Source organism: Streptomyces sp. 2114.4 (assembly GCF_900187385.1).
Classification (GTDB): domain Bacteria; phylum Actinomycetota; class Actinomycetes; order Streptomycetales; family Streptomycetaceae; genus Streptomyces; species Streptomyces mooreae.
The window spans coordinates 7,889,822-7,915,063 of the sequence record NZ_FYEY01000001.1; the positions used below are offsets into that span (position 1 = coordinate 7,889,822).

General features: G+C 70.0%; 20 protein-coding genes and 5 pseudogenes. 13 read left to right on the forward strand and 12 right to left on the reverse strand.

The features are described 5' to 3' along the window. Window positions 1-112: 112 nt before the first annotated feature. The 3 genes and pseudogenes from CFW40_RS34820 to CFW40_RS36845 form a co-directional block, all read left to right on the forward strand. A pseudogene (locus CFW40_RS34820) lies at window positions 113-337 on the forward strand (ABC transporter permease); the annotation flags it as partial. Beyond that, the gene (locus CFW40_RS34825; RefSeq protein ID WP_088801749.1) at window positions 337-1,320 is read left to right on the forward strand and encodes a glycine betaine ABC transporter substrate-binding protein; all 984 of its coding nucleotides are present in this window, start codon (window positions 337-339) and stop codon (window positions 1,318-1,320) included. The pseudogene CFW40_RS34820 and the gene CFW40_RS34825, both read left to right, overlap by 1 nt. Window positions 1,321-1,723: 403 nt before the next feature. Further along, entirely contained in the window at window positions 1,724-2,017 is a 294-nt protein-coding gene (locus CFW40_RS36845; RefSeq protein WP_143034507.1) for a hypothetical protein, read from the forward strand. A gap of 65 nt (window positions 2,018-2,082) precedes the next feature. Here the strand turns inward: CFW40_RS36845 and CFW40_RS34830 are convergent, their stop codons facing one another. Then, window positions 2,083-4,257 (reverse strand): SpoIIE family protein phosphatase, encoded by a 2,175-nt coding sequence (locus CFW40_RS34830; RefSeq protein WP_088801750.1) that lies wholly within the window; start codon window positions 4,255-4,257, stop codon window positions 2,083-2,085. A 314-nt stretch (window positions 4,258-4,571) separates the two neighbouring features. Continuing rightward, window positions 4,572-4,721, reverse strand: a pseudogene (locus CFW40_RS38555) (MFS transporter); the annotation flags it as partial. Between the two features lie 309 nt (window positions 4,722-5,030). Between CFW40_RS38555 and CFW40_RS34840 the strand changes: the two are divergent. Next, window positions 5,031-5,699 (forward strand): annotated as a pseudogene (locus CFW40_RS34840) (LysR family substrate-binding domain-containing protein); the annotation flags it as partial. A 94-nt stretch (window positions 5,700-5,793) separates the two neighbouring features. Here the strand turns inward: CFW40_RS34840 and CFW40_RS34845 are convergent. Beyond that, on the reverse strand, window positions 5,794-6,489 hold the full coding sequence (locus CFW40_RS34845) for a hypothetical protein (RefSeq protein ID WP_088801752.1): 696 nt from the start codon (window positions 6,487-6,489) through the stop codon (window positions 5,794-5,796). Between the two features lie 243 nt (window positions 6,490-6,732). After that, window positions 6,733-6,897 (reverse strand): hypothetical protein, encoded by a 165-nt coding sequence (locus CFW40_RS37430; RefSeq protein WP_176956282.1) that lies wholly within the window; start codon window positions 6,895-6,897, stop codon window positions 6,733-6,735. Between the two features lie 315 nt (window positions 6,898-7,212). Here CFW40_RS37430 and CFW40_RS34855 point away from each other — a divergent pair, with 315 nt between their 5' ends. Next, window positions 7,213-7,749 (forward strand): hypothetical protein, encoded by a 537-nt coding sequence (locus tag CFW40_RS34855; protein ID WP_088801754.1) that lies wholly within the window; start codon window positions 7,213-7,215, stop codon window positions 7,747-7,749. A gap of 455 nt (window positions 7,750-8,204) precedes the next feature. Here the strand turns inward: CFW40_RS34855 and CFW40_RS34860 are convergent, their stop codons facing one another. Beyond that, entirely contained in the window at window positions 8,205-8,423 is a 219-nt protein-coding gene (locus CFW40_RS34860) for an EF-hand domain-containing protein (RefSeq protein ID WP_088801755.1), read from the reverse strand. Between the two features lie 428 nt (window positions 8,424-8,851). Between CFW40_RS34860 and CFW40_RS34865 the strand changes: the two genes are divergently transcribed. Continuing rightward, entirely contained in the window at window positions 8,852-9,592 is a 741-nt protein-coding gene (locus CFW40_RS34865) for a class I SAM-dependent methyltransferase (protein ID WP_088801756.1), read from the forward strand. 119 nt (window positions 9,593-9,711) lie between these two features. Here the strand turns inward: CFW40_RS34865 and CFW40_RS34870 are convergent, their stop codons facing one another. The 3 genes from CFW40_RS34870 to CFW40_RS37435 all read right to left on the reverse strand — a co-directional run bounded on the left by CFW40_RS34870 (window position 9,712) and on the right by CFW40_RS37435 (window position 12,147). Continuing rightward, window positions 9,712-10,581 carry an LLM class F420-dependent oxidoreductase gene (locus CFW40_RS34870; RefSeq protein WP_088801757.1) on the reverse strand — a complete coding sequence of 290 codons (870 nt, stop codon included), beginning with the start codon at window positions 10,579-10,581 and terminating at the stop codon, window positions 9,712-9,714. A 223-nt stretch (window positions 10,582-10,804) separates the two neighbouring features. Next, entirely contained in the window at window positions 10,805-11,965 is a 1,161-nt protein-coding gene (locus CFW40_RS34875; protein WP_256331105.1) for an NUDIX domain-containing protein, read from the reverse strand. A 29-nt stretch (window positions 11,966-11,994) separates the two neighbouring features. Further along, window positions 11,995-12,147, reverse strand: coding sequence for a hypothetical protein (locus tag CFW40_RS37435; RefSeq protein WP_176956281.1), 153 nt, complete (start codon window positions 12,145-12,147; stop codon window positions 11,995-11,997). A 922-nt stretch (window positions 12,148-13,069) separates the two neighbouring features. Between CFW40_RS37435 and CFW40_RS34890 the strand changes: the two genes are divergently transcribed. Next, entirely contained in the window at window positions 13,070-13,885 is an 816-nt protein-coding gene (locus CFW40_RS34890; protein WP_088801759.1) for an SDR family NAD(P)-dependent oxidoreductase, read from the forward strand. 221 nt (window positions 13,886-14,106) lie between these two features. On the opposite strand, the gene CFW40_RS39085 is transcribed toward CFW40_RS34890, so the two are convergent. Next, window positions 14,107-14,385: a transposase gene (locus CFW40_RS39085; RefSeq protein WP_371127031.1), complete on the reverse strand. Its 279-nt coding sequence runs from the start codon at window positions 14,383-14,385 to the stop codon at window positions 14,107-14,109. 299 nt (window positions 14,386-14,684) lie between these two features. Between CFW40_RS39085 and CFW40_RS34900 the strand changes: the two genes are divergently transcribed. Beyond that, entirely contained in the window at window positions 14,685-15,449 is a 765-nt protein-coding gene (locus tag CFW40_RS34900; RefSeq protein WP_088801760.1) for an SDR family oxidoreductase, read from the forward strand. 219 nt (window positions 15,450-15,668) lie between these two features. Beyond that, a pseudogene (locus CFW40_RS38560) lies at window positions 15,669-15,776 on the forward strand (transcriptional regulator); the annotation flags it as partial. Between the two features lie 265 nt (window positions 15,777-16,041). Here CFW40_RS38560 and CFW40_RS34910 read toward each other — a convergent pair. Continuing rightward, window positions 16,042-16,935 carry a LysR family transcriptional regulator gene (locus tag CFW40_RS34910; RefSeq protein WP_088801761.1) on the reverse strand — a complete coding sequence of 298 codons (894 nt, stop codon included), beginning with the start codon at window positions 16,933-16,935 and terminating at the stop codon, window positions 16,042-16,044. Window positions 16,936-17,036: 101 nt separating this feature from the next. On the opposite strand from CFW40_RS34910, the gene CFW40_RS34915 reads away from it, so the two are divergent. After that, window positions 17,037-18,125 (forward strand): zinc-binding alcohol dehydrogenase family protein, encoded by a 1,089-nt coding sequence (locus CFW40_RS34915; protein WP_176956280.1) that lies wholly within the window; start codon window positions 17,037-17,039, stop codon window positions 18,123-18,125. Between the two features lie 397 nt (window positions 18,126-18,522). On the opposite strand, the gene CFW40_RS34920 is transcribed toward CFW40_RS34915, so the two are convergent. Continuing rightward, window positions 18,523-20,553, reverse strand: a complete 2,031-nt coding sequence (locus CFW40_RS34920; protein WP_088801762.1) for an ABC transporter ATP-binding protein — start codon at window positions 20,551-20,553, stop codon at window positions 18,523-18,525. A 1,121-nt stretch (window positions 20,554-21,674) separates the two neighbouring features. Here CFW40_RS34920 and CFW40_RS34925 point away from each other — a divergent pair. After that, on the forward strand, window positions 21,675-22,370 hold the full coding sequence (locus tag CFW40_RS34925; RefSeq protein ID WP_088801763.1) for a DUF4232 domain-containing protein: 696 nt from the start codon (window positions 21,675-21,677) through the stop codon (window positions 22,368-22,370). A 233-nt stretch (window positions 22,371-22,603) separates the two neighbouring features. Here CFW40_RS34925 and CFW40_RS34930 read toward each other — a convergent pair whose 3' ends face one another. Beyond that, on the reverse strand, window positions 22,604-23,629 hold the full coding sequence (locus CFW40_RS34930; RefSeq protein ID WP_143034506.1) for an XRE family transcriptional regulator: 1,026 nt from the start codon (window positions 23,627-23,629) through the stop codon (window positions 22,604-22,606). Window positions 23,630-23,889: 260 nt separating this feature from the next. Between CFW40_RS34930 and CFW40_RS34935 the strand changes: the two are divergent. Then, window positions 23,890-24,378 (forward strand): annotated as a pseudogene (locus CFW40_RS34935) (IS5 family transposase); the annotation flags it as partial. A 243-nt stretch (window positions 24,379-24,621) separates the two neighbouring features. Next, window positions 24,622-25,188, forward strand: a complete 567-nt coding sequence (locus CFW40_RS34940; RefSeq protein ID WP_088801765.1) for a GNAT family N-acetyltransferase — start codon at window positions 24,622-24,624, stop codon at window positions 25,186-25,188. The last annotated feature ends 54 nt before the right edge of the window (window positions 25,189-25,242 follow it).

The window sequence follows — 25,242 nt, forward strand, 5'->3', positions numbered from 1 at the left end:
ACCGAGTGGGCGGGAAACCTCGCGATCACCAAGCGCTGTCCGGACAGCCACACCCCGGCCGTGGAGGTCATGACCCCGGACGAAGCGGCTGGCGAAACCGTGATCCTTGCCGGCGGGCGTACGGACCGCGCTCGTGCTGAACGTCGGCACCGCGACGCCGGCCGCCCTCGGCGTAGGAGGAGGACTCGGGGACCTGGTCTCCTCCGGCACCACCAACCAGCGCACGCCGGTGCCGGTGCTCGGCTCCGTACTGACGGTCGCCATGGCGCTGATCACGGACTGGCTGGGGACACTTGTCGAGTTGCTGCTACGCCCACGCGGCCTGGAGGGGGACTGATGCGCCTGGCCCAGGTACGTACGGCCGTCGCGGGCGCCCTGCTGCTCGCCGTCGCAGGGCTGAGCGGCTGCGGGCTGACCAGCGGCAGCCCGCTGGCCGACTCGGTGCAGCCCGGCTCCATCGGGAAGGGGCGACCGCTGGACGGCGCCCAACTGACCGTGACCTCAAAGGAATTCACCGAGCAGATCATTCTGGGCCAGATCATGGGGCTGGTCTTCAAAGCGGCCGGCGCGGAAGTCCTGGACCGGACGAACATCCAGGGCTCGATCGGTGCCCGCGAGGCGGTCAAGTCCGGTGCGGCGGACGGGATGTACGAGTACACCGGCACGGCCTGGATCACCTACCTCGGTCACACCAAGCGGGTCGTCAACCCGTACGAGCAGTGGGAGGCCGTACGCGAGGAGGACCGCCGCAACGGCATCACCTGGCTGCCCGCCGCCCCGCTCAACAACACCTACGCGCTGGTCGCGAACCAGGCGAATGCGCAGAAGTACCGGCTGCGCACACTCTCCGACGTGGCACGTCTGACGAAGAAGGACCCGGGCGCGGCGACGATCTGCGGCGGAAGCGAGTTCTCGGTGCGCGAGGACGGCCTGCCGGGCGTGGCGAAGACCTACGGATTCGCCCTCCGGCGCGGGAACTTCAAAAAGATGGACGACGGCGTCGTCTACACCCAGGTCGCCGAGGGCGCGGCCTGCGCCCTCGGAGTGGCGGCCACCACCGACGGCCGCATTCCCGAACTCAAGCTGAAGGTGCTGGAGGACGACCGGCACTTCTTCCCCAACTACAACGCGGCACCCGAGATGAACAGCGCCACAATGAGGAAGTACCCCGCCATCGCCGACCTCCTCGCCCCGATCACCAAGCGGCTGACGGGGGCGGAGGCCCAGCGGCTGAACGCGCGGGTGGACGTGGACGGGGAGGACCCGCACGAGGTGGCGAAGGACTGGCTGGTGCGGGAGGGCTTCATCCGGGAAGGCTGACAGGCGGATCACCCAGCCGGACATAGCGCGATGGATGCCTTCCCCGGTCTGCTCGGTCAGGTTCCGTCTGCCACCGCCTACACGGTGCTGGCCGCGGCAATCATCGCGGAGTCCGTTTTGTTGGTGGGTGCCGTCATCCCCACTCTCGCCCTCATGCGCCGGCCAAACCCTCCTGGTTTTTCGTGCCGGTGATGCGGACGGCGGCCGGTGGCTTGGCGCCACCGGTGGGGCATTGCCGCAGGTGGCGGCCTGGGCCACGGTCGGGAATCGAGTGGTCACGCCGGCGCGTGTCGCGAGGTGGGTGTCGATGATGTCTGATGTGGACGGGCCGTGCGGTGCGGTGTTGGTAGTGGGAACCACCGGACAGCAGGGCCGCAAATGCCTTGGCACATACCCTCACGAGATGAACACCTGCGAAAGCAGCGCCCACCTGGAGTGGTGGGCCAACCCCTCAACCTGTCTGGCTCGCCTACCCGTCAGGCTCACGCCCGTTCTCGGCGACACAGCCTGGAACGCCGTCGTTTCACCCGCGTTCGACGACGATGCCGCGGTCAGCCTTCAACTCCTCATCGACGCCGGTCCGTTCTTCACCCTGCGCTTCGAAGACGACTCGACGACCGAGGTCGAAGCGGCCCACTCCGGAGATGTCCACTGCTTGCGGCTCAGTGCAGCCCCGAGCCCCGGCTCAGGCGCTTGACGGTCGTTGCTCCCTCGGGCCCCTCGCGGCCGCGACGGTGCCAGTGACCGGCGTTCGGCAGGAGGTCAGGTCGCCCGATGCCGCTCGCTGTTCGCCGGCAGGTGTTCCTCTGCCCAGACGATCTTGCCGTCGGTCGTGTAGCGGGTGCCCCAGCGGTGGGCCAGCTGTGCCACGAGGAAGAGGCCGCGGCCGTCTTCGTCGGTGGTCCGTGCGTGGCGCATGCGTGGTGAGCTGCTGCTGGCGTCGGAGACTTCGCAGATGAGGGCATCCTGCCGGATCAGGCGCAGCCGGAGGTGTCCGTTGCCGTAGCGGATGGCGTTGGTGACGAGCTCGCTGACGATCAGCTCGAAGGTGAAGGTCAGGTCGTCCAGTCCCCAGGCGGCGAGACGGCCGGCGGTCAGGGAGCGGGCGTCCGCGACGACCGACGGGTGGGAGGCCAGGTCCCAGGTGGCCACTTGGTCCTCGTAGAGGGCGTGGGTGCGGGCCAGGAGCAGTGCGACGTCGTCGTCGGGACGGCCGGTGAGCACGTCGTTCAGGACGGTTCCGCAGAGTTCGTCGAGCTGAGCGCCGGGGGAGGCCAGCGCGGTACGCAGCCGGGAAAGACCCAGGCCCATGTCCTGGTCGCGCGTCTCTATCAGGCCGTCGGTGTACAGGGCGAGGACGCTGCCGTCGACAATGTCGACCTCGGCGGATTCGAAGGGCAGGGCGCCCAGGCCGAGCGGAGGCCCGGCGGGCAGGTCGGGGAAGGTCACCGAGCCGTCCGGGGTGATGACGGCGGCGGGGGGATGGCCGGCGCGGGACATGGTGCACTTGCGGGTGGCCGGGTCATATACGGCGTAGAGGCAGGTGGCGCCGAGCGCGGCGGGGGTCAGTGACGGGTCGGCGGTCTGCTCCTCGTCGATCAGGCGCAGTACCAGGTCGTCGAGGTGGGCCAGCAGCTCGTCCGGGGGCAGGTCCATGTCCGCCAGGGTGCGAACGGTGGTGCGGAGCCGTCCCATGGTGGCTGCGGCGTCGATCCCGTGGCCCACGACGTCTCCGACGACCATGGCCACCCGGGCGCCGGACAGGGGTATCACGTCGCACCAGTCGCCGCCCGCGCCGTCGGAGGCATGGGCGGGCAGGTAGCGCCAGGCGACATCGAGGGTGCTGCCGCCGGTGAGAATGCGCGGGAGCAGGCTGCGTTGCAGGGCCAGGGCGGTGCTGTGCTGCCGGGTGTAGCGGCGGGCGTTGTCGATGCTCACCGCCGCGCGGGCCACGACCTCGTCCGCGAGCAGCAGGTCGTCCTGCTCGAAGGGGTCGCGCAGCTGCCAGCGGATGAACCTGACGACGCCCAGGACATCGCCGAGGGCGCGGATCGGGACGAGGATGAGGGAGCAGAAACCGAACTCCTGGATTTTCGCGGTCCGGGCCGGGTCGGTGGCGAACCAGCTGCTGGTTGACGCGCCCGGCATGGCTTCCAGGCGGGAGCGCCCGTCCTGCATGCACTGCATTTCGGGTGAGTCGGGATGGAAGCCGACGGCCTGCCCGGTCGCCGCGACCGACTCGGGACAGCCCGCGTGGATCGACTGCTGGCCCGCACGCCGCAGCCGCGGCGCATGGAGGGGCGCCCCAGGAAGCGGTGTGTCGCCGCGTATCACCGATTCCAGGAGGTCGACGGCGACGAAGTCGGCCAGTCGCGGCACGCTGATGTCGGCCAGGGTCTGCGCGGTGTGCATGACGTCCAGGGTGCTGCTGGTCTGTGCCCCGACCTCGTTCAGCAGGGCGAGCCGTTCCCGGGCCCGCCAGCGGTCGGTGACGTCGAGGACGATGAAGGAGACGCCCAGGACCCGGTTCGCGGCGTCGTGGAGCCGGAAGATGGAGAGTGAGTAGGCGTGCGGCCGGTGCGGGTGCGCCTCGGTGCCGCCTCGCAGCAGGTGGTCGACCAGGGGCCGGCCGGTATCGAGCACCTCCCGCGTACGCGACTCGATCCCCTGGGCATCCAGCGTGAGGTCCAAGAGCGGCAGCACGTCCCGCAGGCGCTTGCCCAGCCGCTGGTCACGGGGGAGACCCCCGAGCTGTTCCAGAGCCTCGTTGACCCAGACGAAGCGCAGGTCCCGGTCCAGCACGGCCATACCCGCCGGGGAAAGGGCGAGGATCCGCTCCAGCATCGGCGGGTTCGCATGCCACCACTCGTCCCGCGGCCCCGGGCCACGGCCGGCTGCATCTGTGCTGTCGGAGGTATCGCTGTCGGAGGTTTCCATGTGCACTACACCGTCGTCCGTGGGAGCAGCACCTGACCTCCCGGGCGCGCTGGGCCTCCAGATCGCGTCAGACGCTCCTGACTCAAGGGTCTCACCGGCCTGCGAAGCCGTCGCACTGTCGGCTGCCGCCGGCGTTCCGCGCCGGCGACCGGCGCCGGCATCCTGTGCCGGCGCCCCTGCGCTCACCAGTGCCCGTGCGCTGACGGGGGCCGCGGGGGCTCCCGGTCCTGGTCCGTGCCCGAGGGGCACTACGGGCACGTCCCCGGCCCGCAGCAAGCCTCACGCCTCATGCCTTCCCGCGTCGGCGCCCGGCCTGCGGATGCGGTGCCTGCCCGGTCCGCGGGAACCGCGTCGAGCAGCATGGCGGTCAGTGCCGCCACGGCCAGTGCCCCGCCCAGGCCGACCGGCACCATCAGTGCCGCCACCGCCCACACATCGGTGTGCGCACCGACCCCGAGCAGCGCCGAGCACCGCGGTGGACGTGCCCCGGGCCGCCTCCGGCGTATCGGCCGCGGCGCCGGCGGCAGGGGTGGGCTTGAGCAGGGATTTCATCAGGGCACTCCGGAGACCTTCTTGGGATGTACAAGCGAGAGGGGAGGCGAGGGGCGACCGCTGACAGGGCGGCTGGTAAAGGTCGCCCCCGGCGTGTTGACGGACGGGTTCTGCCCGCGCCGCCCTGCTGCACGTCTTCGGTCCGGCGCGGCTGACCCGGGCGCTGCTGCCGCAGATGCGGGAGCGGGGCAGCGGATCGATCGTGAACATCAACAGTTTCGGCGGACGTGGAGGAGGCGAGGGCCGCCGAGCTGCACACCCTGGTGATCGGCATGTCCACCAGCCCGGGCCGCGGGCTGCTGCCCGCACTGCGCACCCGGCTGGTCTCCCGGCATCCGCACGCACGGCCCGTCCTGCGACAGGTCAACTGGGCGGATCCCACTGTCGGTTTGGCGGACGCATCCAGCGATGTCGCCTTCGTCTGCCTGCCGTTGCCGGACGGCGACCGCTACCGGCATGCGGTGGTGGCTCAGGAGCCACGCCTTGTGACACTGCCGCAGGAGCACCCCCTGACGGCGCGGGCCGCAGCCGATGGCGAGGGGGCGGTGGACTTCACCGATCTCCTCGACGAGCCGTTCCTTGCCCTCCCCTCCGAGGCCGGCCCGCTGCGGGACTACTGGCTGGCCCTGGGCGCCCGGGAGGGGCGTGCGCCCCTGATGGGCGGGGTGGTGGGCAGCGCCGAGGAGACCTACGAGGCGGTCGCCAACGGCCAGGGCGTGGCACTTCTGGCCACCGGCAACGCCCCGCTGGTCGTCCGGGACGGGGTGATCGCCGTGCCGGTCCGGGGCATCTCCCCCCGGCTGGCGGTAGCCGCCCGCCGGGACGACGAGCGGCCCTTGGTGGTGGCCTACCTGGACGCGGCGGCAAAGGCGGGAGCGGGCACATCCTGAACGGAGCCGTCCCCGTAGTGGATGGAGTGAAGGGCCGGCGCACGGCGGGGGCGTCAACCCTCGCCGTGGCTGCCGTGGTTGGTGACGTGGCGGGCTACTTGATGCCCTGCGCACGGGCGTTGGCCAGCAACGCCTTCAGCCCGTTGAGGTCGTACCCGGTGAGGTGGCCCATGCTGGTGGCCGCCTTGTAGCCGCCGTTGGGGCTGCACATGATCGGCATGTTGCCGTAACTGGTGGCCACGCACTTGTAGTCGACCAGCTTGCCGTCCTTGTCGGCGGTGTTCGGGTGATCGAGGCCGAGTGCATGCAGCGGCTCGTGGACCAGCGTGTTGCGCAGTATGTGTGCCGGGATGGGGAAGCCGGTCCAGTACTCGGAGTCGATGGCGACGATGCCGCCGACGCCAACGCCCTTCGGGGGATTGGGGCAGGGCATGCCCTGACTGAAGCCGGCGCGACCCAACGGGCGGTACAGCTCGGTGATCTGCACGTGGTAATCGGGCCCGCACTTTGCCGGGTTGACCGGCTCCACACCGCCGACCTTCAGGTGGAGCCCGGCCGCGTTGATCTGGGCGACGGCGGGGGCGAGGAGCGGGGTGTACCGCTTTCGCATCGTCTCGGTGGCGAAGGTGATGGTGTACGTCTTGCTGGGGCTGAGGCTGGTGACACCGAGCTGGCTGGTGAGCTTCCAGCCGACGCCGGACGTGGTGATCGTCGCCGCCTGGGTGGGGGAGGCGGCGAGTGCACAGGCGGTCAGCGCGACAACGGCGGAACTGGCAAGAATTCTGCGCATACGGATGCTCCTTATGTAGTTGTGGGGGGAATGTGACGGTCCTTTCGCGAGTCAGACTCACCAGGCCGCCTGGTAGTTGCACGCAACTGGACCGCTGACGCAGCCCTTTGATCAGCCGTCGAGCCGACCCGTCAGGGCCGGCGTGGTGTGCCCACTCCTGGAGGTTGGCGACGTTGTCCTGTGCGCGGCATCAGGGAGCGCTGAGAGTCGCAGGGACTGAGAGCCGGGCCCTGGGGCGACGTTTCAATTGGTGCTGAGGCTGAATCCGAGACGGGACCTGACGACGGGCCCTGTTGCGAGCGCGAGCAGCGTGAAGGCAGTGAGCCACTGCAGGCCCGGCTGTGCGAAAAAGTCGCTGTGTTGGATGCCGTAGACCGCATACCGGTTGGCCGTCAGGTCGGTTGCCATGACGACGCACATGAGGTCCACACCTGTCTTCCTCCCGCTGACCAGGAACAGGGCAGCCAGCGAGTCGAATACCGCTGGTGAGGACCAGTACGGCTTCAACCAGTCCGGAGCCCGGCTGTACGGATGCAGGCGTGCACGCAGGTAGCAATTTCCGCGAGCCGTGCATGCGTTGGTCAGAGGGAGGGGTCGCTCACGAGTTCTGTTTGAGGCGTATCGGACGATTCTCCCGCGGTATTTTCCTGCCCCGTTCGTGACCGGGGTTCTACCGTACGCATATGCCACGCTACCCAACGTGGCCACACGAGGAGGAAATCTGTGTCATCGTCCTGCGACCCCCGCTACGCTCCCGCCGGCGATGTGGGGGCAGCGCTCATGGTGATCGACTCCCGGCTCAAAGCCATCTACGACGGCACGACTGAGACCGACCCCGAACAGCAGGAACTGATCGACCAGTTCACCGCCTCCCTGAGTCCCAAGGGAGCTGGTGACGTGTTGGACGGTGCGTGCACGCTCATCTACATGTTCATGAACTGGCTGCGGATGGCCTACGAGGACCACGACAAGGACGTCATCGAGTGCGTGGTGCCCCAACTCGTCGCCACGATGCGCATGATGCCCAGGAGCGTCCGTCCCGAGGCCATCCCGACCATGGCCGGCCTGGTCATCGCGGCAGGGACGGGCCTGAGCCCCAGCCTGTGGCGCAAGCAGTACGGAAAGTGGACCGCGAAGGAGATGAATCCTCTGGAAGCCACGGCCTTCCTGCTCGCCGAGCACATCAACCGGCTCACCGACGACCGGGACTTCGCCACCCGCATGATCGCCGAAGCTCTGTCCAAAGGCATCCAGGACTGACATGCAGCTACAGGTGCTCAGACACCCGCATGTCCTGGCGGGTCCCGTACTCCGGATGGGAGTGCCGCCGGTCCGGCGTTCCCGCCGTCGGACGGAGAGGGGAGCGTTGCGCTCGCCCTGCCACGAGGGTGTCGCGATGAGCATGCGCATCGGCCGGTCGCGTCCCAGGTGGGAGCCGGTGCGGCTTCGGGCCGCTGGCCGAGGCGGCCGCGTCACGACTGCCGCCCCGTCTCGCCGCCGACGGTGATCTGTTCCCCGTGGCCGTGGCCGCGGGCGGTCGGGGCCTCCCGTTCCATCCACTGCGCGAGGGCCGCCAAACCACGCTGGAACGCCTGCTTCCCCCTTGTCCTGGGGTGAGCTCGTCAGCGCGGCCTCGCCTCAAGCCGTCCATGATTCACACAAGGACAGCATGGAATCGCACCGCCTGCGGCACGGTCACGTGCTGGCCCGGAGGATCAGCCCTTCATGGCCGCCCAGAACTCCTCGAAGGACATCTGGCGGTCGCCGTCGGTGTCGAGCGAGTCGATCAGCTCCTGGGCCTGCGCCTCGGTGATCTGCGAGCCTTCCAACTCCGCCACGACCTTCCGGTATTCGTCTGCCGTGACCACGCCGTCGCCGTCGATGTCGTAGCGCTCGAAGACCTTCCGCGCCGCCGTCTCCATGATGTCTGCCATGTGTTCCGTCCTCCTACGATCTTCGCTGACGGGCCCAGGTTATCCGGCTGCGGAAAGCCTGCCCGAAGCCGGTCCCCGCCGCCTGCTCCTGCCTACTCCGGGGCCACATGGCGTGCTCGGCGGCCCTGCTGGGGGTGGGGCGGACTGAGAACTCCTAACGACATGATTGACAAGACGGTTGGATCACTCCGGGACTGATGATCCCGGGGTGCTGGGGGCTCGGGCGGAGCCATGGGAAGTAGACGATGCGCTGTGGGCGGTGCACGCTGCGCCGAGGAGCACGTCCGCACCACTGCCGTGACCTTGCGACCCGAACGGGACGATGCCCTGAAAGGTCTGTACCGGCCCGTCCTCGAACCGTGGAATCGGAGCCGGTGGAAGGTAAATGCGTCGACAGCGTTCCTCGGCACCCGGCAAAGTGGCCGACCGTGACGAGCAGTGAGCTGTGGACCCGTGCGACCGCCGACCGCTACGACGCCGAGGAGACCGAGATGTCCTCGGCCGCCGTTCTCGAACCGACTCTCACCTTCCTCACCGAGCTCGCCGGAGACGGCCGGGCACTGGAGTTCGCCATCGGAACCGGACGAGTGGGGGTCCCGCTCCGGGATCGCGGCGTGCCGGTCGTGGGCATCGAACTGTCCGAGCATATGGCAGCGGTCCTGCGGAGCAAGATCGACGAAAGCACGCTCCCGGTAGCCATCGGAGACATGGCCACCACCGTCGTCGCCGGCGAATTCACCCTGGTCTATCTCGTCTACAACACCATCACGAACCTGCTCTCGCAGGACGAGCAGGTCGAGTGCTTCCGCAACGCCGCACGTCACCTGGCGCCCGGCGGCCGATTCGTCATCGAGCTGGGCGTGCCGCCGCTGCGGTTCCTGCCGCCCGGCCAGGTCGCGGTGCCGTTCGACGTCTCCGAGCAGCATCTCGGCTTCGACACCTTCGACCTGGTCAAGCAGATTCTCGTCTCGCACCACTTCACCCGCGATGGCGACAACGGCCACTACCGTCGCGGCAACTCCCGGCACCGATACGCCTGGCCGGCAGAGCTCGACCTGATGGCACGGATCGCTGGGCTCGAGCTGGAACGTCGCGTCGCGGACTGGGACGGGGCGCCGTTCACCCAGGACTCCGCGAAGCACATCTCCGTGTGGCGCAAGCCAACCTGAGGTCGGCCACCGGGCCGTCAAGGTAAGCCGCAGGCCCGGAAGCGTCGCCGCCTGGTCCATCCCCATAGAGACCTTACGGGCACGAAAGCACGCCGCTGGTACCCCGGGCGGCCACCTGGTCATTCCTCCGGTCGGATCCAGGTCCGGGCGAGCTCCGCGACCCAGTCGGTCGCCGCGTCGGGAGCGGGCGGCGGCGCGCCGACGACGACGAGTTCGGTGACGCCCGCCGCACCGAGCGCGGGCAGGTGCTCGGGGAGGCCGTCGCTCAGCGCGACGGCGACCGTGAGCTCGTCAAGAGCGCGACCCTGGCGGGCACACTCATCGGCGAGAACCGCGACGTGCGCCGGGACGTCGGCCACCGGGATGTTGAAGCCGTACCAGCCATCGGCCAGTGTGGCCGCGCGGCGCAAGGCGGCGTTGCTGTTGCCGCCGACCACGACCGGAAGTCGGCCGCCGCGCAGCGGCTTCGGGTTGACCCGGATCGCCTCGAAGCGGGTGAACTCCCCTGTGAAAGAGGCCGGGTCCTCGGACCACAGGGCGCGCATGGCAGCCAGGTACTCCTCGGTGCGTCGCCCGCGCTGGGCGAAGGGGACTCCCAGAGCTGCGAATTCCTCGGCCGACCAGCCGACCCCGACCCCGAGGCTGAACCGCCCGGCGCACAGTGCATCGAGTGTGGCGGCCTGTTTGGCGACAAGGACGGGGTGGTGCTCGGGCAGCAGGAGGACGCCGGAAGCGAGCTCGATCCGGCTGGTGACCGCCGCCGCGAAGGTCAGGGTGAGCAGCGGGTCCAGCCAGTCCGCGTCCGCGGGCACGGCGATCCGGCCGTCCGCGGAGTAGGGGTAGCGCGAGGCGGGGGCGTCCATGAGCACCACGTGCTCGCCGCACCACAGCCGCCCGAAACCGTATGCCTCGGCGGCTGTGGCCACCGCCCGGATCACCTCGGGACGGGCACCGTCACCGATACCGAGCGCATGCAACCCCACTCGCATTCTCCACCTCCGGACCTCACCATAAGCGCGAAGCGCGGACGTGCCCGGGTGACATGGCGCGCTGCCCCAAAGGACGGGTGAGGTCGCTCACGACGCCCTTGAACGCCGCGCCCAGCTCTCGGACAGTGGTGACGGAGCCGGGCAGCCGTCCTCGGCCTGGTAGATGAAGGCCGAACTGCTGACGATGTCTTCCTGTCGAACGCGGTGGTGGGTGGCCGCCGGTCTAACCGCGGCCGGGCCTTCCGTACGGCTGGAAGTGGGCAGGCGGGTGGTCCAGCGGGAGGGCAGGTTGCCAGGCTGTCAGGCACTGGGCGCTCGGTACGAACAGTGGTTGGGGCAGCGCGGAGAGGGGCCAGAACCGCCAGGATCCGATGGCCTCCTCGCGCTGTTGAGGGACGCCGGACCACCGGGTGATCCGGACGGGCACTGTCAGCCGTACGACGCCGCCCACCCGGTCAAGGAGTGTGCCCAGCACCTGCGCGTCCTCGGGGTCGGCCACCAGGCCGGCCTCTTCGTGGAGTTCGCGGACCGCAGCCTCGGCGAAGGTCTCGCCTGGCTCGACGGTCCCGCCGGCCAGCTCCCACGTACGGCGCCGATGCCGGCCGAGCAGGACACCGTCCGCGCCGTGCACGATCACGCCGACCCCCAGCGCGGTGTTCGGCGGGGGCGGTGCGCTGGTGCGGGGGCGGCTCGGTACGCGCTCCGGGCGGCGGGCCGTATACAGCCGGTAGGAGACGCGGTTGTCCGGCTTAGGGGAGTCGATCGCGGTGGCCTCCTCCAGGGTGAGGCCGTGCTGGACCAGCAGGTCCTCCCACAGTTGCGGCGTGAGGACCCACATGTTCACGGGGTGATCCTCGGTAGTGCCGGGCAGCCGCAGGATCTCGGGGCGCGGGGTCACCTCGGTCGAGGGTCCGGTGCCGTGGGAGTTGGTGTGCAGCGCGGAGAAGACCAGGCGCCCGCCCGGTTTGAGGCCGTTGACGAGGGCGGGCAGCAGCCGGCCGGGGTCCAGGAACGGCACCGAGCCGACGGAGTAGATCAGGTCGTACGGGTCGGCAGCCTGCAGGTGGAGCACGGCGTCGGCGCACACCAGGTGCAGGCCAGGGGTGTCCGGGTAGCGGGTGAGGGCGCGTTGGTGCTGGGTGGGGGAGGCGTCCACGGCGGTGACCTCGGCGCCCAGGCCGGCCAGCTTCGCGGCGTGCCGGCCGAGGCCACTGCCGAGGTCGAGGACACGCAGTCCCGCCACCTCACCCAGGGCGTTGATACCGGGGCCGGTCGCCGGGACTCCCCACTCCCACCGGTCCAGCTCAGGCAGTTCAAGCCCCCTGGTCAGCTGGTGCGTGCCGTAGGTGTTCCAGATCTCGACGGTGTCCTTCTCGGTGGTCACCAAGTCCTCCATCGGAAAGCGGGGCGGGGTCAGGGGCGCAGGGCGTAGCAGCGGAGCACGTCGAGGTCGGCGGTCCGGACGGAGGACCAGCCCGAGGTGAGGGTCTTGGCCTCGGCGGGGTTGATCCCGAGGCACTGGCGGGGGCCGGTGTCCTTGCGGCGGCCGGCGGTCTCGGTGACCACCCAGAACGTCCCGCCGGGCGCGAGGAGTTGGCGGACGCAGTAGAGGGAGGCCGTCTTGTCGTCCAGCCACCGGTAGGACCAGGCGGCGGGTGATCACCGCGTACGCGGGCTCCGGTGGTGCCGTGAGGGCGTCGGTGGTGACGTCGGCGCACCGCCATACCGGTCCAGGTCCGGGCCCTGCGTTCTGGGCGGCAGCGAGCGCGACGGCGCTGGGGGAGCAGTCGGTGCCGGTGGTGCGGTATCCGAGCTTGTAGGCCGCGGCGGACCTCGGGCGGCGCGACGGCTGGGCGGCGGCCGGGATGGTCGCGAGGACTCCGGCCGAGGTGAGGTCCGCGGCGATCATCTGCGGGCGCCTGGGATACCGGTCCGAGAGCGCACCCGCCGGGAGCGCCACGACGGCGCTCGGTAGCTGTCCGAGGAAGGCGAGCGCGGCGATCCGGGTGGTGGAGGCGTGGAGCTCCAGCACGGCCAGGGTGGGAAGGCCGACAGTGCGGACCGCCGATCCGGACAGGCTCGCGCGCTCGCTGCCGACGAGGCGGCGCAGATCCGGGGAGGTGCGTTTCGGGGCCTTGGCCGTCTGGATGGAGTCCGTCATCCAGCCTCACCGCCCAGCCGGGCGATCCGGCCCGGGAGCCGCGTAAGTCGTCCGGATCGGGCTCCGTTCGGCAAGGCTCTCTCCGAGACAGCTCGAGAGGACTGTCCGGATGCGGCGTGCTTCTGCCGCAAGTCTGCGCCGTCACACCGTTCCACCGATCATTAATCGCCGCTTGTTGGCCGCTGCCTTTCGCCGTGGTGGTTCCCTGCCCCGCGCCCAGCCCCGGTGCCGACGGCAGCGGCACCCGGTCGGCCCCCGCGGTGCCGGTGCTTCGTATGCTCACAGTGCGGGGAGCCGGAAGCTGACCACCTTCGGAGGCGAACGAGCATGTCGGAACAGCGTGTTGTCCTGGTAACGGGCGGGGGAACGGGAATCGGGGCCGCCACCGCGCGGCTGCTGTGCACCGCCGGGCACCAGGTCGTGATCTCGGGGCGACGGCCGGAGCCACTGCGCCGGGTGGCTGAGGAGACCGGAGCGCTGGCCCACCCTTCCGACGCCGCCGCCCCCGAGGCCGTGCGCGAGCTCGTTGAGACGGCGGTGACGGCCTACGGGAGACTCGACGGTGTGGTGCTCAACGCCGGAATCGGGCGGGGCGGTGCGGTCGGCGACACCACGGTCGAGGACTGGGAAGAGCTGATACGGACCAACCTCACCGGCCCGTTCCTGCTGCTGCGTGCCGCGCTGCCGCATCTGCTGGCGGCCCGCGGCGCGGTGGTAGCGGTGGCCTCGGTCGGTGCGCTCCGCAACAGCGCCGGCAACGCCGCCTATGCGACGTCCAAGGCGGGTTTGCTCCACCTCTGCCGCTCCCTCGCCGTCGACTACGGGCCGCAGGGGCTGCGGGCCAACGCGGTGTGCCCGGGCTGGGTGCGTACGGAGATGGCCGACCAACGGATGGCGCGGTTCGCGGCGGAGGCGGGGCTGGCGGGTGGCGCCGAGGCGGCGTACGAGGAGGCGAACCGGCTGACTCCCGCCGGGCGGCCGGGTGATCCGGAGGAGGTCGCCGAGGCGATCGACTGGCTGCTGTCGCCCGCCGCGTCCTACGTCAACGGGGCCGTCCTCACCGTTGACGGCGGGGTGACCACGGTCGGCGTCGGCGGTACCGCCTTCGGCCACCGGATCGAGGCGCGCACCCCGCGCCCGTAGCGGATTACCGGACACGTCCGTCCCGCAGGGCCGTAGCGGGGCTGGAATCCATGGCGGGGCCAGGCCCAAGGAAAGCTGGGCCTGGACGGCGCCCCGGCGGCAGCCGTGCCCGTCGCCCGGGGAATTCGATGCCGGCGGCGTGGGCGAGGCGGTGGCCCGCCTCAGCCCACTGCGGGCAGCGTCGGAAGCGCACTTGCCCGCCGCGGCCGCGCCGGAGCCGGTCACGAGCCAGTCGATGTCGCCGGCCGTGTCCGCCCGGGCCTGGGCGGCCCGGAGCATCCGCTCGAACGTGCCGTCCAGGGCCCAGCGCCGGGAGCGGGTGTGTGGCGCGCCCATGGACCGTACCGCTCAGGAGCATCCCGCCAGGCCGTGCCGGCACGGAGCTTCCACACGATCCCGTTGAGCACGGTGCGGTCATCCAGCCGCTTGCGTCCCCGCAAGGCCTCAGGAGGCAGCTGCCGGACGAACTCCCTTTCAGTAGCCGACAGTTCATGACGCACGAGGGCTCCTTCATCGCCGACCGCACGGTCGGCGCCGGATGCGGGCAGATCACCTCCGGTGACCCGCGCGAGGCGAACGCGTCGTCACGACCAGCAGATGCTGGCAATCGCCGAGGCCGCCCAGGAGCCACGCCCCTTCGACCCGACCCCAACTGGCCACCGTGGAAGCGCATCCAGCCGGAGAAGCGCGGTCCGCGGCCGAGAAGTGGCGCCGGCCCGGGGACGAAATGAACATAAAACTTAGGTTAGGCTGGCCTTATTTATGTGGAGGTGTCGCGGAACACGATCAAGGAGTGCGCATGGGAAACCTCAGTGGCAAGGTCGCACTGGTCACCGGCAGCAGCCGGGGCATCGGGCGAGGCATCGCCGAGCGTCTGGCCCGGGACGGCGCCCTGGTCGCCGTACACTACGGCAGCAACGAGGCGGCGGCCGAGGAGACCGTTGCAGCCATCGCCGAGGCCAGCGGCCGGGCCTTCCTCGTGGGCGCCCAACTGGGTGTTCCCGGCGACGTGGACACACTCATGGCCGGCCTGGAGGCCGGACTGCGCGCCCACGGGGAACCGGCGGTCGACATCCTGGTGCACAACGCGGGGCTCAACCTCATGGGGCGACCGATCGAAGTTCTCACCCCTGAGGAGTTCGACCAGATGGTGGCGGTCAACATCAAGGCACCGTTCTTCCTCACCCAGCGGCTGCTGCCACGACTGCGCGACGGTGGCCGGATCATCAACATCTCATCCGTCTCCACCCGTATCGCCTCCGCTCACGGCATCGGCTATCCGCTCACCAAGGGCGCGCTCGAAGTCTTCAGCCACACCCTGGCCAAGCACCTCGGCCCCCGCGCCATCACCGTGAATTCCGTCATCGCCGGATTCACCCGCACCGACATGACCGCCGCAGCGCTGGCCGACCCCGCGAACCTGGAGCGCAACATCAGCCTGACCGCCCTCGGCCGCATCGGCCAGATCCCGGACATCGCCGACGCGGTCGCATTCCTGGCCTCCGACGACGCTCGCTGGATCACCGGCGCCAAGATCGACGTCACCGGCGGCGTCAATCTGTAACAACCGCAACGCGAAGGGCACGCCCAGGGTGAGGGAACACTCGGATCAGTGGTCACGCGCGGTGGGCCGTTCGACAGCGGACCAGTCTTCCCGGCGGCCCGCTCCGACCCCGGCGGCCCGCCCCGGCCCCGGCGGCCCGCTCCGGCCCCCGCGGCCCGCCCCGGCCCCGGCGCCGAAACCGGCTGAGCGAAGCCGACTTCCTCGCCGCCATGGCCCCCCACAAGCACACCGGGCCGGGCCCTGCGCGCCACGGTTGACGCCATCTGCGGCTGGACTCACCAGTACCTCGGTCACATCGAGGACGCGCGCCGTCACTTCGACGCCTGACGGGTGCGCAGCGCCACACTCTCGTTGCGCGTTTCCTTGATCGATCTCAAATTGGTGGCCACCATCCTGGCCTGCGCCGCACCTCGGCGGAAGGCTGGCTGCCGGCAGCCGTTATGCGTGGTCGCGTGGCACGAGGAGTTGGTGCGGGGCCGTGACGACGGCGAGGCCGATCGCCAGTACCGCGAAGAACAGGCCGACGATGACCGCGGTGCCCACCCGTGAGGGGAAAGGGGTGTACGCGATCGAACGCGGCCTTGGCGGCGGTTCAGGCGGTCGAAGTGATCGCTCGGCTGACGGTCGTGATCGCCGGGGCGGGGTGGCCGGGGAGGCGTGCCACGAGCACCCTGCGGATCTCGGGGGGTGCGCCGTCGACACGCAGCAGGCTCACCCCGGGCGGCAGCACCCGTGAGAGCCCGGACGGCACCGTCGTCACGCCGAAGCCGCCGGCGACCAGATGGAGCTTCGTCAGCCAGTCGCGTGCGGAGTGGATGATGCGCGGCCGTCCGGGCAGGCCGGGCCAGACGCCGAGCAGCGGCTCGGAGCTCGATGACGGGGTGGCGATCCACGCGGCGGCGACCAGCTCGTCGACGTGCACCGTGGTGCGTCCTGCGAACTCTCCGGTCGAGGGCACTGCCACGACCAGTTCGGTGTCCGCGACGGTCTCGACGTGCAGGCGCGGCGAGTCGCCGTCGAAGGGGCGGTGGGGTGGGCGCGACGTCAGCACGGCGAGGTCGAGCGAGCCCGCGCGAAGCGCCCGGATCAGAGTAGGCGTGGTGCCCTCGCTGGTGGTGACCGTGATCTGCGGGTCGGCCGCCGCGAGGTGTGCGAGTGCGGCCGGCAGGACCGCCGCGCCCGCGCTCAGGACTACCCCGAGCCGCACCAGTTCGGTCCGCGGGACGGTGCCGGCGAGCTCACGCTCAGCCGCTGTGAGCGAGGCCAGGACCGCGTGAGCGTGCCGCAGCAGCGTCAAGCCGGAAGGAGTGAGCCGTACCCCGTCCGGGCGGCGTTCGAACAGGGCGCTGCCGGCGCTGCGTTCGAGGGCTGCGGCCTGGCGTGAGACGGCCGACTGCGTGTAGCCGAGCCGGGCAGCTGCCGCGGTGAAGCTGCCGGACTCGGCAATCTGCCGCAGGACCCGCAGTCCCGCGCTGGAGATGTCCATGCGGCATACGCATACCACAGATGCCAGATCATCGCTTCCCGCATGTTCACCCAGCTCCTAGTGTCGATCCCACGAGCACGGACGAACACGGAGGTCATCACGTGCGAGCAGCAGTTCTGACGCAGTTCGGCGCCCCGCTCGCGGTGCGGGAGGTACCCGACCCCGAGGCCGGGGGCGGTGAGGTGGTGGTCGAGGTCCTCGCCGCCGGCGTGGCGCCCTATGCCGCCGAAGTCTTCGGTGGCAAGCGCAACTACCCCCTTGTCCCTCCTGTCGTGCCCGGTGTCGGCGGTGTGGGGCGGATCATCCACGTCGGCCCGGACGCCACCCGGCTGCGCATCGGCGACCTGGTGTGGTGCGACTCGACGGTGCGCTCGCGGGACGACGCCCTGACGCCCGACATCACGCTCCAGGGCTGGAGCTCGCGCGGCGAGGGCGGCGCGCGGCTCGCCCGGTACCTGCACGACGGTTCGTTCGCCGAACTCATGCGGGTCCCGACGGAGAACGTCTTCCCGCTGCCCACCGTGGCAGGCGACGATCCGGCCCGCTGGGCCGCACTCACCGTGCACGCCATCTCCTACGGCGGGCTGCTGGCAGGCGGGCTCGCAGCCGGTGAGACGCTGCTCGTCAGCGGGGCCACCGGCAATCTCGGCAGCAGCGCGGTCGCGGTCGCGTTCGCGATGGGAGCGGGCCGCGTGGTCGCCCCGGGCCGCAACCAGGCCGCCCTCGACCTCCTCGCCGACCGGTTCGGTCCGCGTCTGCGCCCGGTCTCGCTGACCGGAGACGAGGCCACCGATCGCGCGGCGATGTCCGCGGGGGCCGACGGCCCGATCGACATGGTGATCGACTTGCTCCCGCCGAGCGCACCCAGCTCGGCGTCGCGCGCGGCGGCCATGACCGTGCGCGAGTACGGCCGCGTCGTCCTCATGGGCGGCGTCGGCATGCTCGGTGGCGACGACCTCGCACTCCCGTACCCATGGATCATGCGCAACTCGATCACCGTGCGCGGGCAGTGGATGTACCCGCGCACAGCCAATGTCGGCATCATCCGGCTCCTCGCCTCGGGCACTCTGGATCTCGCCCCCGAACGGGTCCGGTCATTCGGCCTCGATGCCGTCAACGACGCCATCGCGTATGCCGCCGCGCACGGTGGCCCGTTCGACCGCACCACCCTCACCCCATCGGCCGGCTGACAAGGCCCACTGACCCCCACCACCCGCACGACCGCCATCCTTACGAGCACAGGCGGCCATACGGCTGCTGTCTGACGTGAACGAAGCCAATCGGGGCTCGGCCGTTTACTGCTTCCTGGCGAAGCTGCCGCCGGCGACCTCTTTGTCCTGCAGCGTGAGCGGCGAGTGCTGCTCGGCCGTGAGGGAGGCGGCGAAGCGGAAGTCAAAGTGCTGGTGTCGAGGCTGTCTCTTGGCTGGGCCGGCGTCGATGTCATCCTTTCGTCGGGATGCCGGGCGAGGTAGGCCTCGGCTGTCGCACGGATACAGGAGCGAGAGGGGGCATGTCGTCACCTCTCGGTCGATGGGGCAGTCGCAAGGCGGACTGCTGATCAGCAAGCCGGCACGGCAGAGCGCGACGTCACACGAGGTCCCCCTCGGCGGGTGCCGATGGGCGGCGGGTAGCAGGCAGCGCTGTGGCGGCTGCGGCGGAGAGCCCGAACTGAGCTGCCTGAGCGATGTACATGCCGCGGTAAACGCCGTCCTGGTGCGCCATGAGTTCGGTGTGCGTGCCTTCTTCGACGACACGTCCCTGCTCGAGGACGTAGATCCGGTCGGCGTTCGCGGTCGCGGCGAGGCGGTGGGTCACCAGGACAACGGCGTGGCCCTGCCCGGCGAGGGACCACAGGCCTTCGAACGCGGCGATCTCCGCGTGCGGGTCGAGAGCGGAGGTGGGCTCGTCGACGAGCAGGAACGGCGCCCGGCGGTACAAACTCCGAGCGGTGCCGACTTTTTGCCACTGCCCGCCGGAGAGCTGGACTCCGCGCTCGTAGCCTTTGAAGACGATCGAGTCCCATCCGTGGGGGAGGCTTTCGATGAGCGGGAGCACGTTGGCGTCCTGCGCCGCCTCACGGATCCGGCCCATGTCACGGGGGCGGTCCCCGGCGCCGATCGCCACGTTCGCAGCCGCGGTCATCTCCCACCGCGGGAAGTCCTGCGCGAGGAGTCCCACCGAGGCGAAGATGTCGCAGCGGCGCGCCTCGCGCAGTTCGAGCCGGGCGCCGTCGTCGCTCTCCCACCACACCTGTCCCTCGGCGGGGAGCAGCAGGCCGGCCAGTACCTTCGTCAGGGTGGTCTTGCCGGAGCCGTTCGCCCCTACCAGGGCCGTCACCTCGCCCCGGCGCACGGTCACGCTCGCCCCCTTCAGCGCGGGGCTGTCGGCCCCTGGATAGGTGAACGAGACATCCTGCACGCGCACGCGGTCCACGGCGGGCGGCAGCGCCGTGCCAGCCGGCGGGATCGCGTGTTCCGCGGCCACCTCGATGGCGGTCTCGGTGTCCGTGAGGAACAGCAACTCCTCGTAGAGCCGATTGACTTGCTGGACGAGCGAGGTCAGGCGGGCAGTGGAGGTGCGGATGGCGATGACGGCTGTCCCGCCTACGGCGAGCGGCAGGCCGCCGCTCGTCAGCAGCCACCACAGCAGCCCGTAGCAGGACAGCGAGGCAAGACCGGCGAAAGCGCCGGCGACCAGGTCGGTGCCCGCCTGCGCTCGGGCCAGCCTGCGCTGCTCGGCCTCCGTCTGACGGGACATCTCCTCGTATCCGGCCAGCAGTTTCGTCCCGGCCGCGTGCACGCGGATCTCTCCGGCGGCATGGGGGCGCGTCAGGTATGCCAGCAGCGACGCGATGGCTCGCCGGTGATCGACCCAGTGCAGGCGCGAGACGTACTCGCGGCGAGCTGAGCGCACGGCGCCCCAGCCTTTGGGGAGGGCGATTGCCAGCAGCATCGGCAACAGCGTCCAGTGCAGTGCCGCCAGAACGCCCGCTGCGGCGATCATGGCGATGAGCACGTTGCCCACGCCCACCGACAGCCGCAGCATGCTCCGCGCCGAGTCCGTCCCGAACTTCCCTGCCTCCAGTTGCCGCTGTACCTCCGGCCGCTCGGTAGCCTCCAGCTCGACGCCGGTCACCGCCGCGTAGTACCGGCCGGACACCGCGCGCTCCACCTGAGGCTCCAGCCGGCCCGACATCGCCGTGGACCATGCCGACAGCAGTGCCGCCGCCACTGCGGTTGCGCCCAGCATGAGCAGGGACGGCAGGGCGTCGCGCAGCTTGTCCCCGGTCGGGCCGCTCGCGAACAGCTCGGTGAGGGCGCCATTGACCGCGACCAGCCCCCAGGCGGACGTCACTCCCTGCCCGAGCTGAGCTATGACCACCCCGGCCAGTGCCCGCCGGTCCGATTGCCGGCCGGTGCGCAGCACCATGCCCATCATGCGCGGCAGGGCGGCCGCCATGTGTGCGAACGACAGCCGGATCAGCGGGCCCTCGTGCTGTACGTAGGCCTGGTCGTAGCGCAGCCGGCCGCCGTACAGCTCGCGTTCCGCATCCGAGATTTCCGCATCCGTGTCCTTGCCTCCTTGAGGCTGCTGGTGGGCTGGGCCGGGTTTGGTCAAGGTGACTCCTTGGGGGTGTGACGGTTTGGGGGGTGTGACGGTGCTTTGCCGGGCTCAACGACGCACCTGCTGCTTTCGAACACATGTTTTTCGGTCGGTCTGGAGGTGCGTGGATGGTCGGTCGCGTGAAGGCGTGCGGTGCCTGGAGCGTTGTCCCGCAAGGGCGGCCTGGGTAAAGGAGGTTGGCCGAAACACGGTGCTTCTGTTGGTCATGTGCTGGCGTCCTGCTTTTCACTGCTGGCACTGTCGGCGGCTGCATTGGCCGCATGCCCCAGGCTCTGCCCCCCGCGGTCTGCCCCGCCTGCTTGTTCGCTTCCGGATGGGGTGCGCGGTGCTGGAGGCTGGTCCGGAACCGTGGTGTGTGGTGTCCTGCGACGGTGGGCGGGTCGGTAGGGCGGGTGCGGTTCCCGGCAGTCACCTGAGGTCACCTGAAACGCATCAGGTTCTCGCTTCGCAACCCCTTTTGATGGCCTGGTATCCAAATCCCTGACGGACAGCTGTCGATCATCCGGGAGGGTACGTGGCGAAGAAGGACCGGACGGTGGACGCGGCGGGGGAGAAGGAGAGGGCCGGGGACGTGGTCGGTCTGTCACCGGTTGAAGCGACGTCCGTCGTGGCCCGGCACACGGGTTCTGACAGGGCTTTTGTCCGTCGGGGCGCTGAGCCGGCTGAGCTGGCTGAAGCGGTTGGCGGAGCGCCGGAGCCGGTGGCAGCGATTGTGCTGTGCGCACTGCTGCTGACAGACAGCATGCCGCGCCGTGACAATCATGGTGCTCTGCCCGGCCGGCGCCGCAGGGGACGCTTACCGTGCTTCGGCGCAGTGCTGCGATGGGCGTTTGGTTGGCCAGTGGGGTGTGGCACTTGGCCGGTTGAGCGCGGTCGGTGGTGCCGGTCGGTGGTGGCCTCGGGGTAGGTGAGACTGTTCGGGTCGCGTGTGGGTGCGCCGGATTCATGGTGGGGAGTTTGAGCCGCCGGAGGCTCGGCCTCACCCGTTCGCGCGCGGTGTGTTAGCGGGACGTGAGTGAGGCGTTCACGGAACGTCAGTGCCCCCGGGAAGAGTGGTGTGCACACCGCGGGAAGGGCCAAGGCGACTCCCGCACGAGATGCAGGGGGAACCCGATATGCGTACGTCCCGGATTCGTAGCGCCGCCCTGGCCGCTGTCACCGCCGCGCTGGCGCTGGGCCTGACCGCCTGCAACGGCGCCGACGGCGGTACGAAGGCGGCGGGTGGCGACAACGCCGCCGGCAGCGCGCAGAGCCAGTCCGCGTCCGGCGGGGGCGGCACGGGCGGCGCGGAGCAGGCCAACGGCGGCGGTGACACCAAGGGGAGCGCGCGCTCGACGACCGCCTCGGGCGGGACGGGCGAGGTCGCGGGCAAGGGCACCACGGCCGCCGCCGGGCAGTGCCGCGGCGACGAGATGCTGCTCACCGCGGTGCACCGGTTCGCCGGGCAGCAGGGCGACCACCTGCTGGTCACCGCGACGAACAAGGGCACCAAGCCCTGCTGGGTCACCTCCTACCCGGCCGTGAAGCTCGGCGAAGCCGAGGGCACCGCACTGCCGCACTCGAAGAAGGACTACCCCGGCGGCGGCAAGCACCTCACGCTCCAGCCCGGCGGCAAGGCATACACCGCGGTGAACCTCTTCGACTACGGCTCGAAGCACCAGACGGCACAGTCGTTCGCCCTCGCGCTGCGCGGCGCGGACGGCCACACCGGCCCCTCCTACTCCGTCGCCCTCAGCGGCGCCAAGCCGCAGTTCAGCTGGAACGAGGCCGACGTGCTGAACTGGAGCACCACGAAGCCGTACAACTTCTGAGAGCAAGGGGCCCGGCGGCCAGTGACGCGCCAGTGCGGAACGCGCTGCGCCGCACGTCCCGCACTGGCACCGCCGACCGGCACGCCGAGGACGGAACCGCCGTGGCCTACACACTTGATGGGCAGCCAGACGGTGTCGAGCGGCTGCCTGGTCGCTGTGCAGAGACCAGGCAGCCGCGGTAGGAGACTTCCGTGCCGGGTGGGCGGGCATGGTCAGGTCGGCGCATGTTCGGGTCAGTTGCTGGTGATGGAGGGGACGGCCGTGGGTGGGGGGTGGCTGTCGAAGAGGAAGAGCTGACCTGGGTCGTCCGGGCGGCAGGAAAGCTGGACCACGGGGGTCCATTCCGTCGGTGAGCCCCCGGGGACCGAGGCGCAGGCGCCGGTGTGAGCGGGGACAAGGCGGTAGCGGGCGCGGCCGGCGGGCTGGAGCTGGAAACGTTCGGCGCTTCCGCGGTGGCCGCAGTAGTCGTCCATCAGTTGGGCACCTGCGCGGGGGTTCCCGCCCGTCACACCAAGGCAGCCGTAGCCGAAGACCGGGTGGAGGGAGCGGATCCGGTAGGCGCCGTCTTCAACCGGCTCCACGGAGTAGACCGGGACAGCTTTCGCGCAGGTGGCTTGGTAGACGCGGCCGCCGCTCTCCCCCTCCCGTTCGGACAGGCAGAGCGACGAGGCGGCGGACCGGATGCGGTAGACGCCCGGCCGGGGACCGGACAGCGCAGGGCGGGGCGTGGCGGAGGGAGAAGCCGCACCGGCGACATGCGCCTGAGCTGTTTCGTCCCCGACAAGGCGCGTGACCGCCAGAGACCCGCCGGCCACGACCAGCAGCGCCAAGGAGATGCTGCCGATGAGACGACCGCGTGCCGACCACCTCGGCCCCGGAGCCTTCCCTCCTTCAGGGGGCGGTTCCCCCTTGTGAGCGCCGCTTGCGTCAGTGTCGCCCGCCACCGTGGCGTCCTCGGGGGCAGTGGCATGAAGACCGCCGCGGGTCAGGTCGCGGTGGGCCCCCAGCCAGCGGTCAACGTCCTCCGGAGAGCCACCGCAGGCGCGGACGAAAGCCTCCACGACCTCAGGGCGAGGAAGGGAGCCGCGGCTGAGCGTACCGGCAAGGGTACTGGCCGGGAGCACGTCCCCGCGTTCTTCGGCGCGCACGGCCAGCTGCCGGTACGTCAGGCCGGACAGGTCCTTCATGACCCGCATCACCAGGACGAACTCCGTTGGTGTCCTGGCTCGCCGAGGATCGGGTAGCTGCTCCTCGGACACGTCCGCCCACCCCCTCCGCTCTCCCCTGTATTGGGAACCCCGGACAGGCTTGCAAAGCGTGAGTGAGACACACAAGAGCAAATCGAGCTGTTCCGGGCGCGGGGTGGGAAACCGGGGCGGGGAGAGTGGGTTGCCTGTACTGGAACCACAGGGTGGCCTTCAACGCCTAAGACCCTGTCCTACGTCGTGAGGCGGACGAGGCGCCTGTAGCAGCAAAGGGCGGCGGCGAGTCCGGGAAAGGCCGGGTAAGGCGCCGGCTCGACACCGTTGGTGTCCGGGCGGCAAAAGGGGGCCAATGACCGGACCGAACCCGCCCCCCCGGTGGCAAGAGCGGATCGAAAATCCACCTGGTCACGGACCGGAAAGGACTGCCCCTGTCACTGGGCATCGCCGGCGCCACCATGCATGACAACCTTGCCCTGCAACCGCTCGTGCGCGGGATACCGCCCATCCGCTCCCGGCGTGGACCGCGCCGGAGGCGTCCAGCCAAGCTCCCCGCCGACAAGGGTTACGACTGCGACCACCTGCGCCGATGGCTTCGTAAAAGGGGCATTCGTCACCGGATCGCCCGCAAGGGCATCGGGTCCTCCACGCGGTTGGGCCGCTACCGCTGGGCCGTGGAGAGGACGGTCCCCTGGCTCGCCGGCTGTCGACGTCTGCATCGCCGCTACGAGCGCGAAGCCGAGCACTTCCTCGCCTTCGTCGGCATCGCCGCAGCCCTCATCTATCACCGTCGGCTCATGGCTTGAGGCTGACCCTTGCCGCCGCATTCACTGGGCCGTGCCAGCCAACAACCACCGCCGTACATGCACTTGTTCCACTCTCACGTCAGCGCGCAAGCGGAGAAGGCTCACCGTTGAGTGGGGCGAGGTTGCGTTCATGCGACGTAGGGGATTACGGGGCGTCGGAGTGCGGCCTTTGGAGCAGCAGAGTTCTCGAGGTACCGAGGGAAACCGCTGGGCTGCCCGGCTTGATCCAGCCATGATCTACTCATGGATACCTATTTGGAGACGGAACGTCTGGTCCTGCGGCGCTTCACTGCCGACGACGCCAACCTCCTGATCGAGCTGGACAGCGACCCGGTGGTGATGCGATACCTCACCGGCGGCCAGCCGACCGCGCCGCAGGTCGTCCGAGAGGAATACCTGCCGCGCATCCTTGCCGGCTACGAGCGGTGGGACGGCGCACTCGGGCTCTTCGCCGCGCACGAAAAGGACGGCGGTGCATTCATCGGCTGGTTCCACTCCCGTCCACAACCAAAGGGCCCGGTGGACGAAGTCGAACTCGGCTACCGACTGCGACAGGCGGCATGGGGCAAGGGCTATGCGACCGAGGGCTCGCGAGCCTTGCTGGCGAAGGCATTCACTGAGCTCGGTGTGCGCATGGTCTGGGCTGAGACGATGTCCGTGAACCACGGTTCGCGCAACATCATGGAGAAGCTCGGGATGACGCTCACGGACACCACGCCCACCCCCTCCGACATGAAGATGATCGAGGGTTCCGAGCACGGAGACGTACGGTACGAGATCACCAAGGAGCAGTGGAAGCAGCAGCAGTAGCTCTGGTTTGCGCGACATCGAGTCACCAGGCGGTATCCGGGACCCACCTATGGA

Excerpts from the sequence above, each read along its gene's own strand:
- CFW40_RS34860 (WP_088801755.1), bottom strand. The coding sequence starts at position 8,423 with ATGGCAGACATCATGGAGACGGCGGCGCGGAAGGTCTTCGAGCGCTAC.
- CFW40_RS34910 (WP_088801761.1), bottom strand. The coding sequence starts at position 16,935 with ATGGACATCTCCAGCGCGGGACTGCGGGTCCTGCGGCAGATTGCCGAG.
- CFW40_RS34890 (WP_088801759.1), top strand. The coding sequence starts at position 13,070 with ATGTCGGAACAGCGTGTTGTCCTGGTAACGGGCGGGGGAACGGGAATC.
- CFW40_RS34900 (WP_088801760.1), top strand. The coding sequence starts at position 14,685 with ATGGGAAACCTCAGTGGCAAGGTCGCACTGGTCACCGGCAGCAGCCGG.
- CFW40_RS34825 (WP_088801749.1), top strand. The coding sequence starts at position 337 with ATGCGCCTGGCCCAGGTACGTACGGCCGTCGCGGGCGCCCTGCTGCTC.
- CFW40_RS34925 (WP_088801763.1), top strand. The coding sequence starts at position 21,675 with ATGCGTACGTCCCGGATTCGTAGCGCCGCCCTGGCCGCTGTCACCGCC.
- CFW40_RS34845 (WP_088801752.1), bottom strand. The coding sequence starts at position 6,489 with ATGCGCAGAATTCTTGCCAGTTCCGCCGTTGTCGCGCTGACCGCCTGT.
- CFW40_RS37430 (WP_176956282.1), bottom strand. The coding sequence starts at position 6,897 with ATGGCAACCGACCTGACGGCCAACCGGTATGCGGTCTACGGCATCCAA.
- CFW40_RS36845 (WP_143034507.1), top strand. The coding sequence starts at position 1,724 with ATGAACACCTGCGAAAGCAGCGCCCACCTGGAGTGGTGGGCCAACCCC.
- CFW40_RS34870 (WP_088801757.1), bottom strand. The coding sequence starts at position 10,581 with ATGCGAGTGGGGTTGCATGCGCTCGGTATCGGTGACGGTGCCCGTCCC.
- CFW40_RS34940 (WP_088801765.1), top strand. The coding sequence starts at position 24,622 with ATGGATACCTATTTGGAGACGGAACGTCTGGTCCTGCGGCGCTTCACT.
- CFW40_RS34830 (WP_088801750.1), bottom strand. The coding sequence starts at position 4,257 with ATGGAAACCTCCGACAGCGATACCTCCGACAGCACAGATGCAGCCGGC.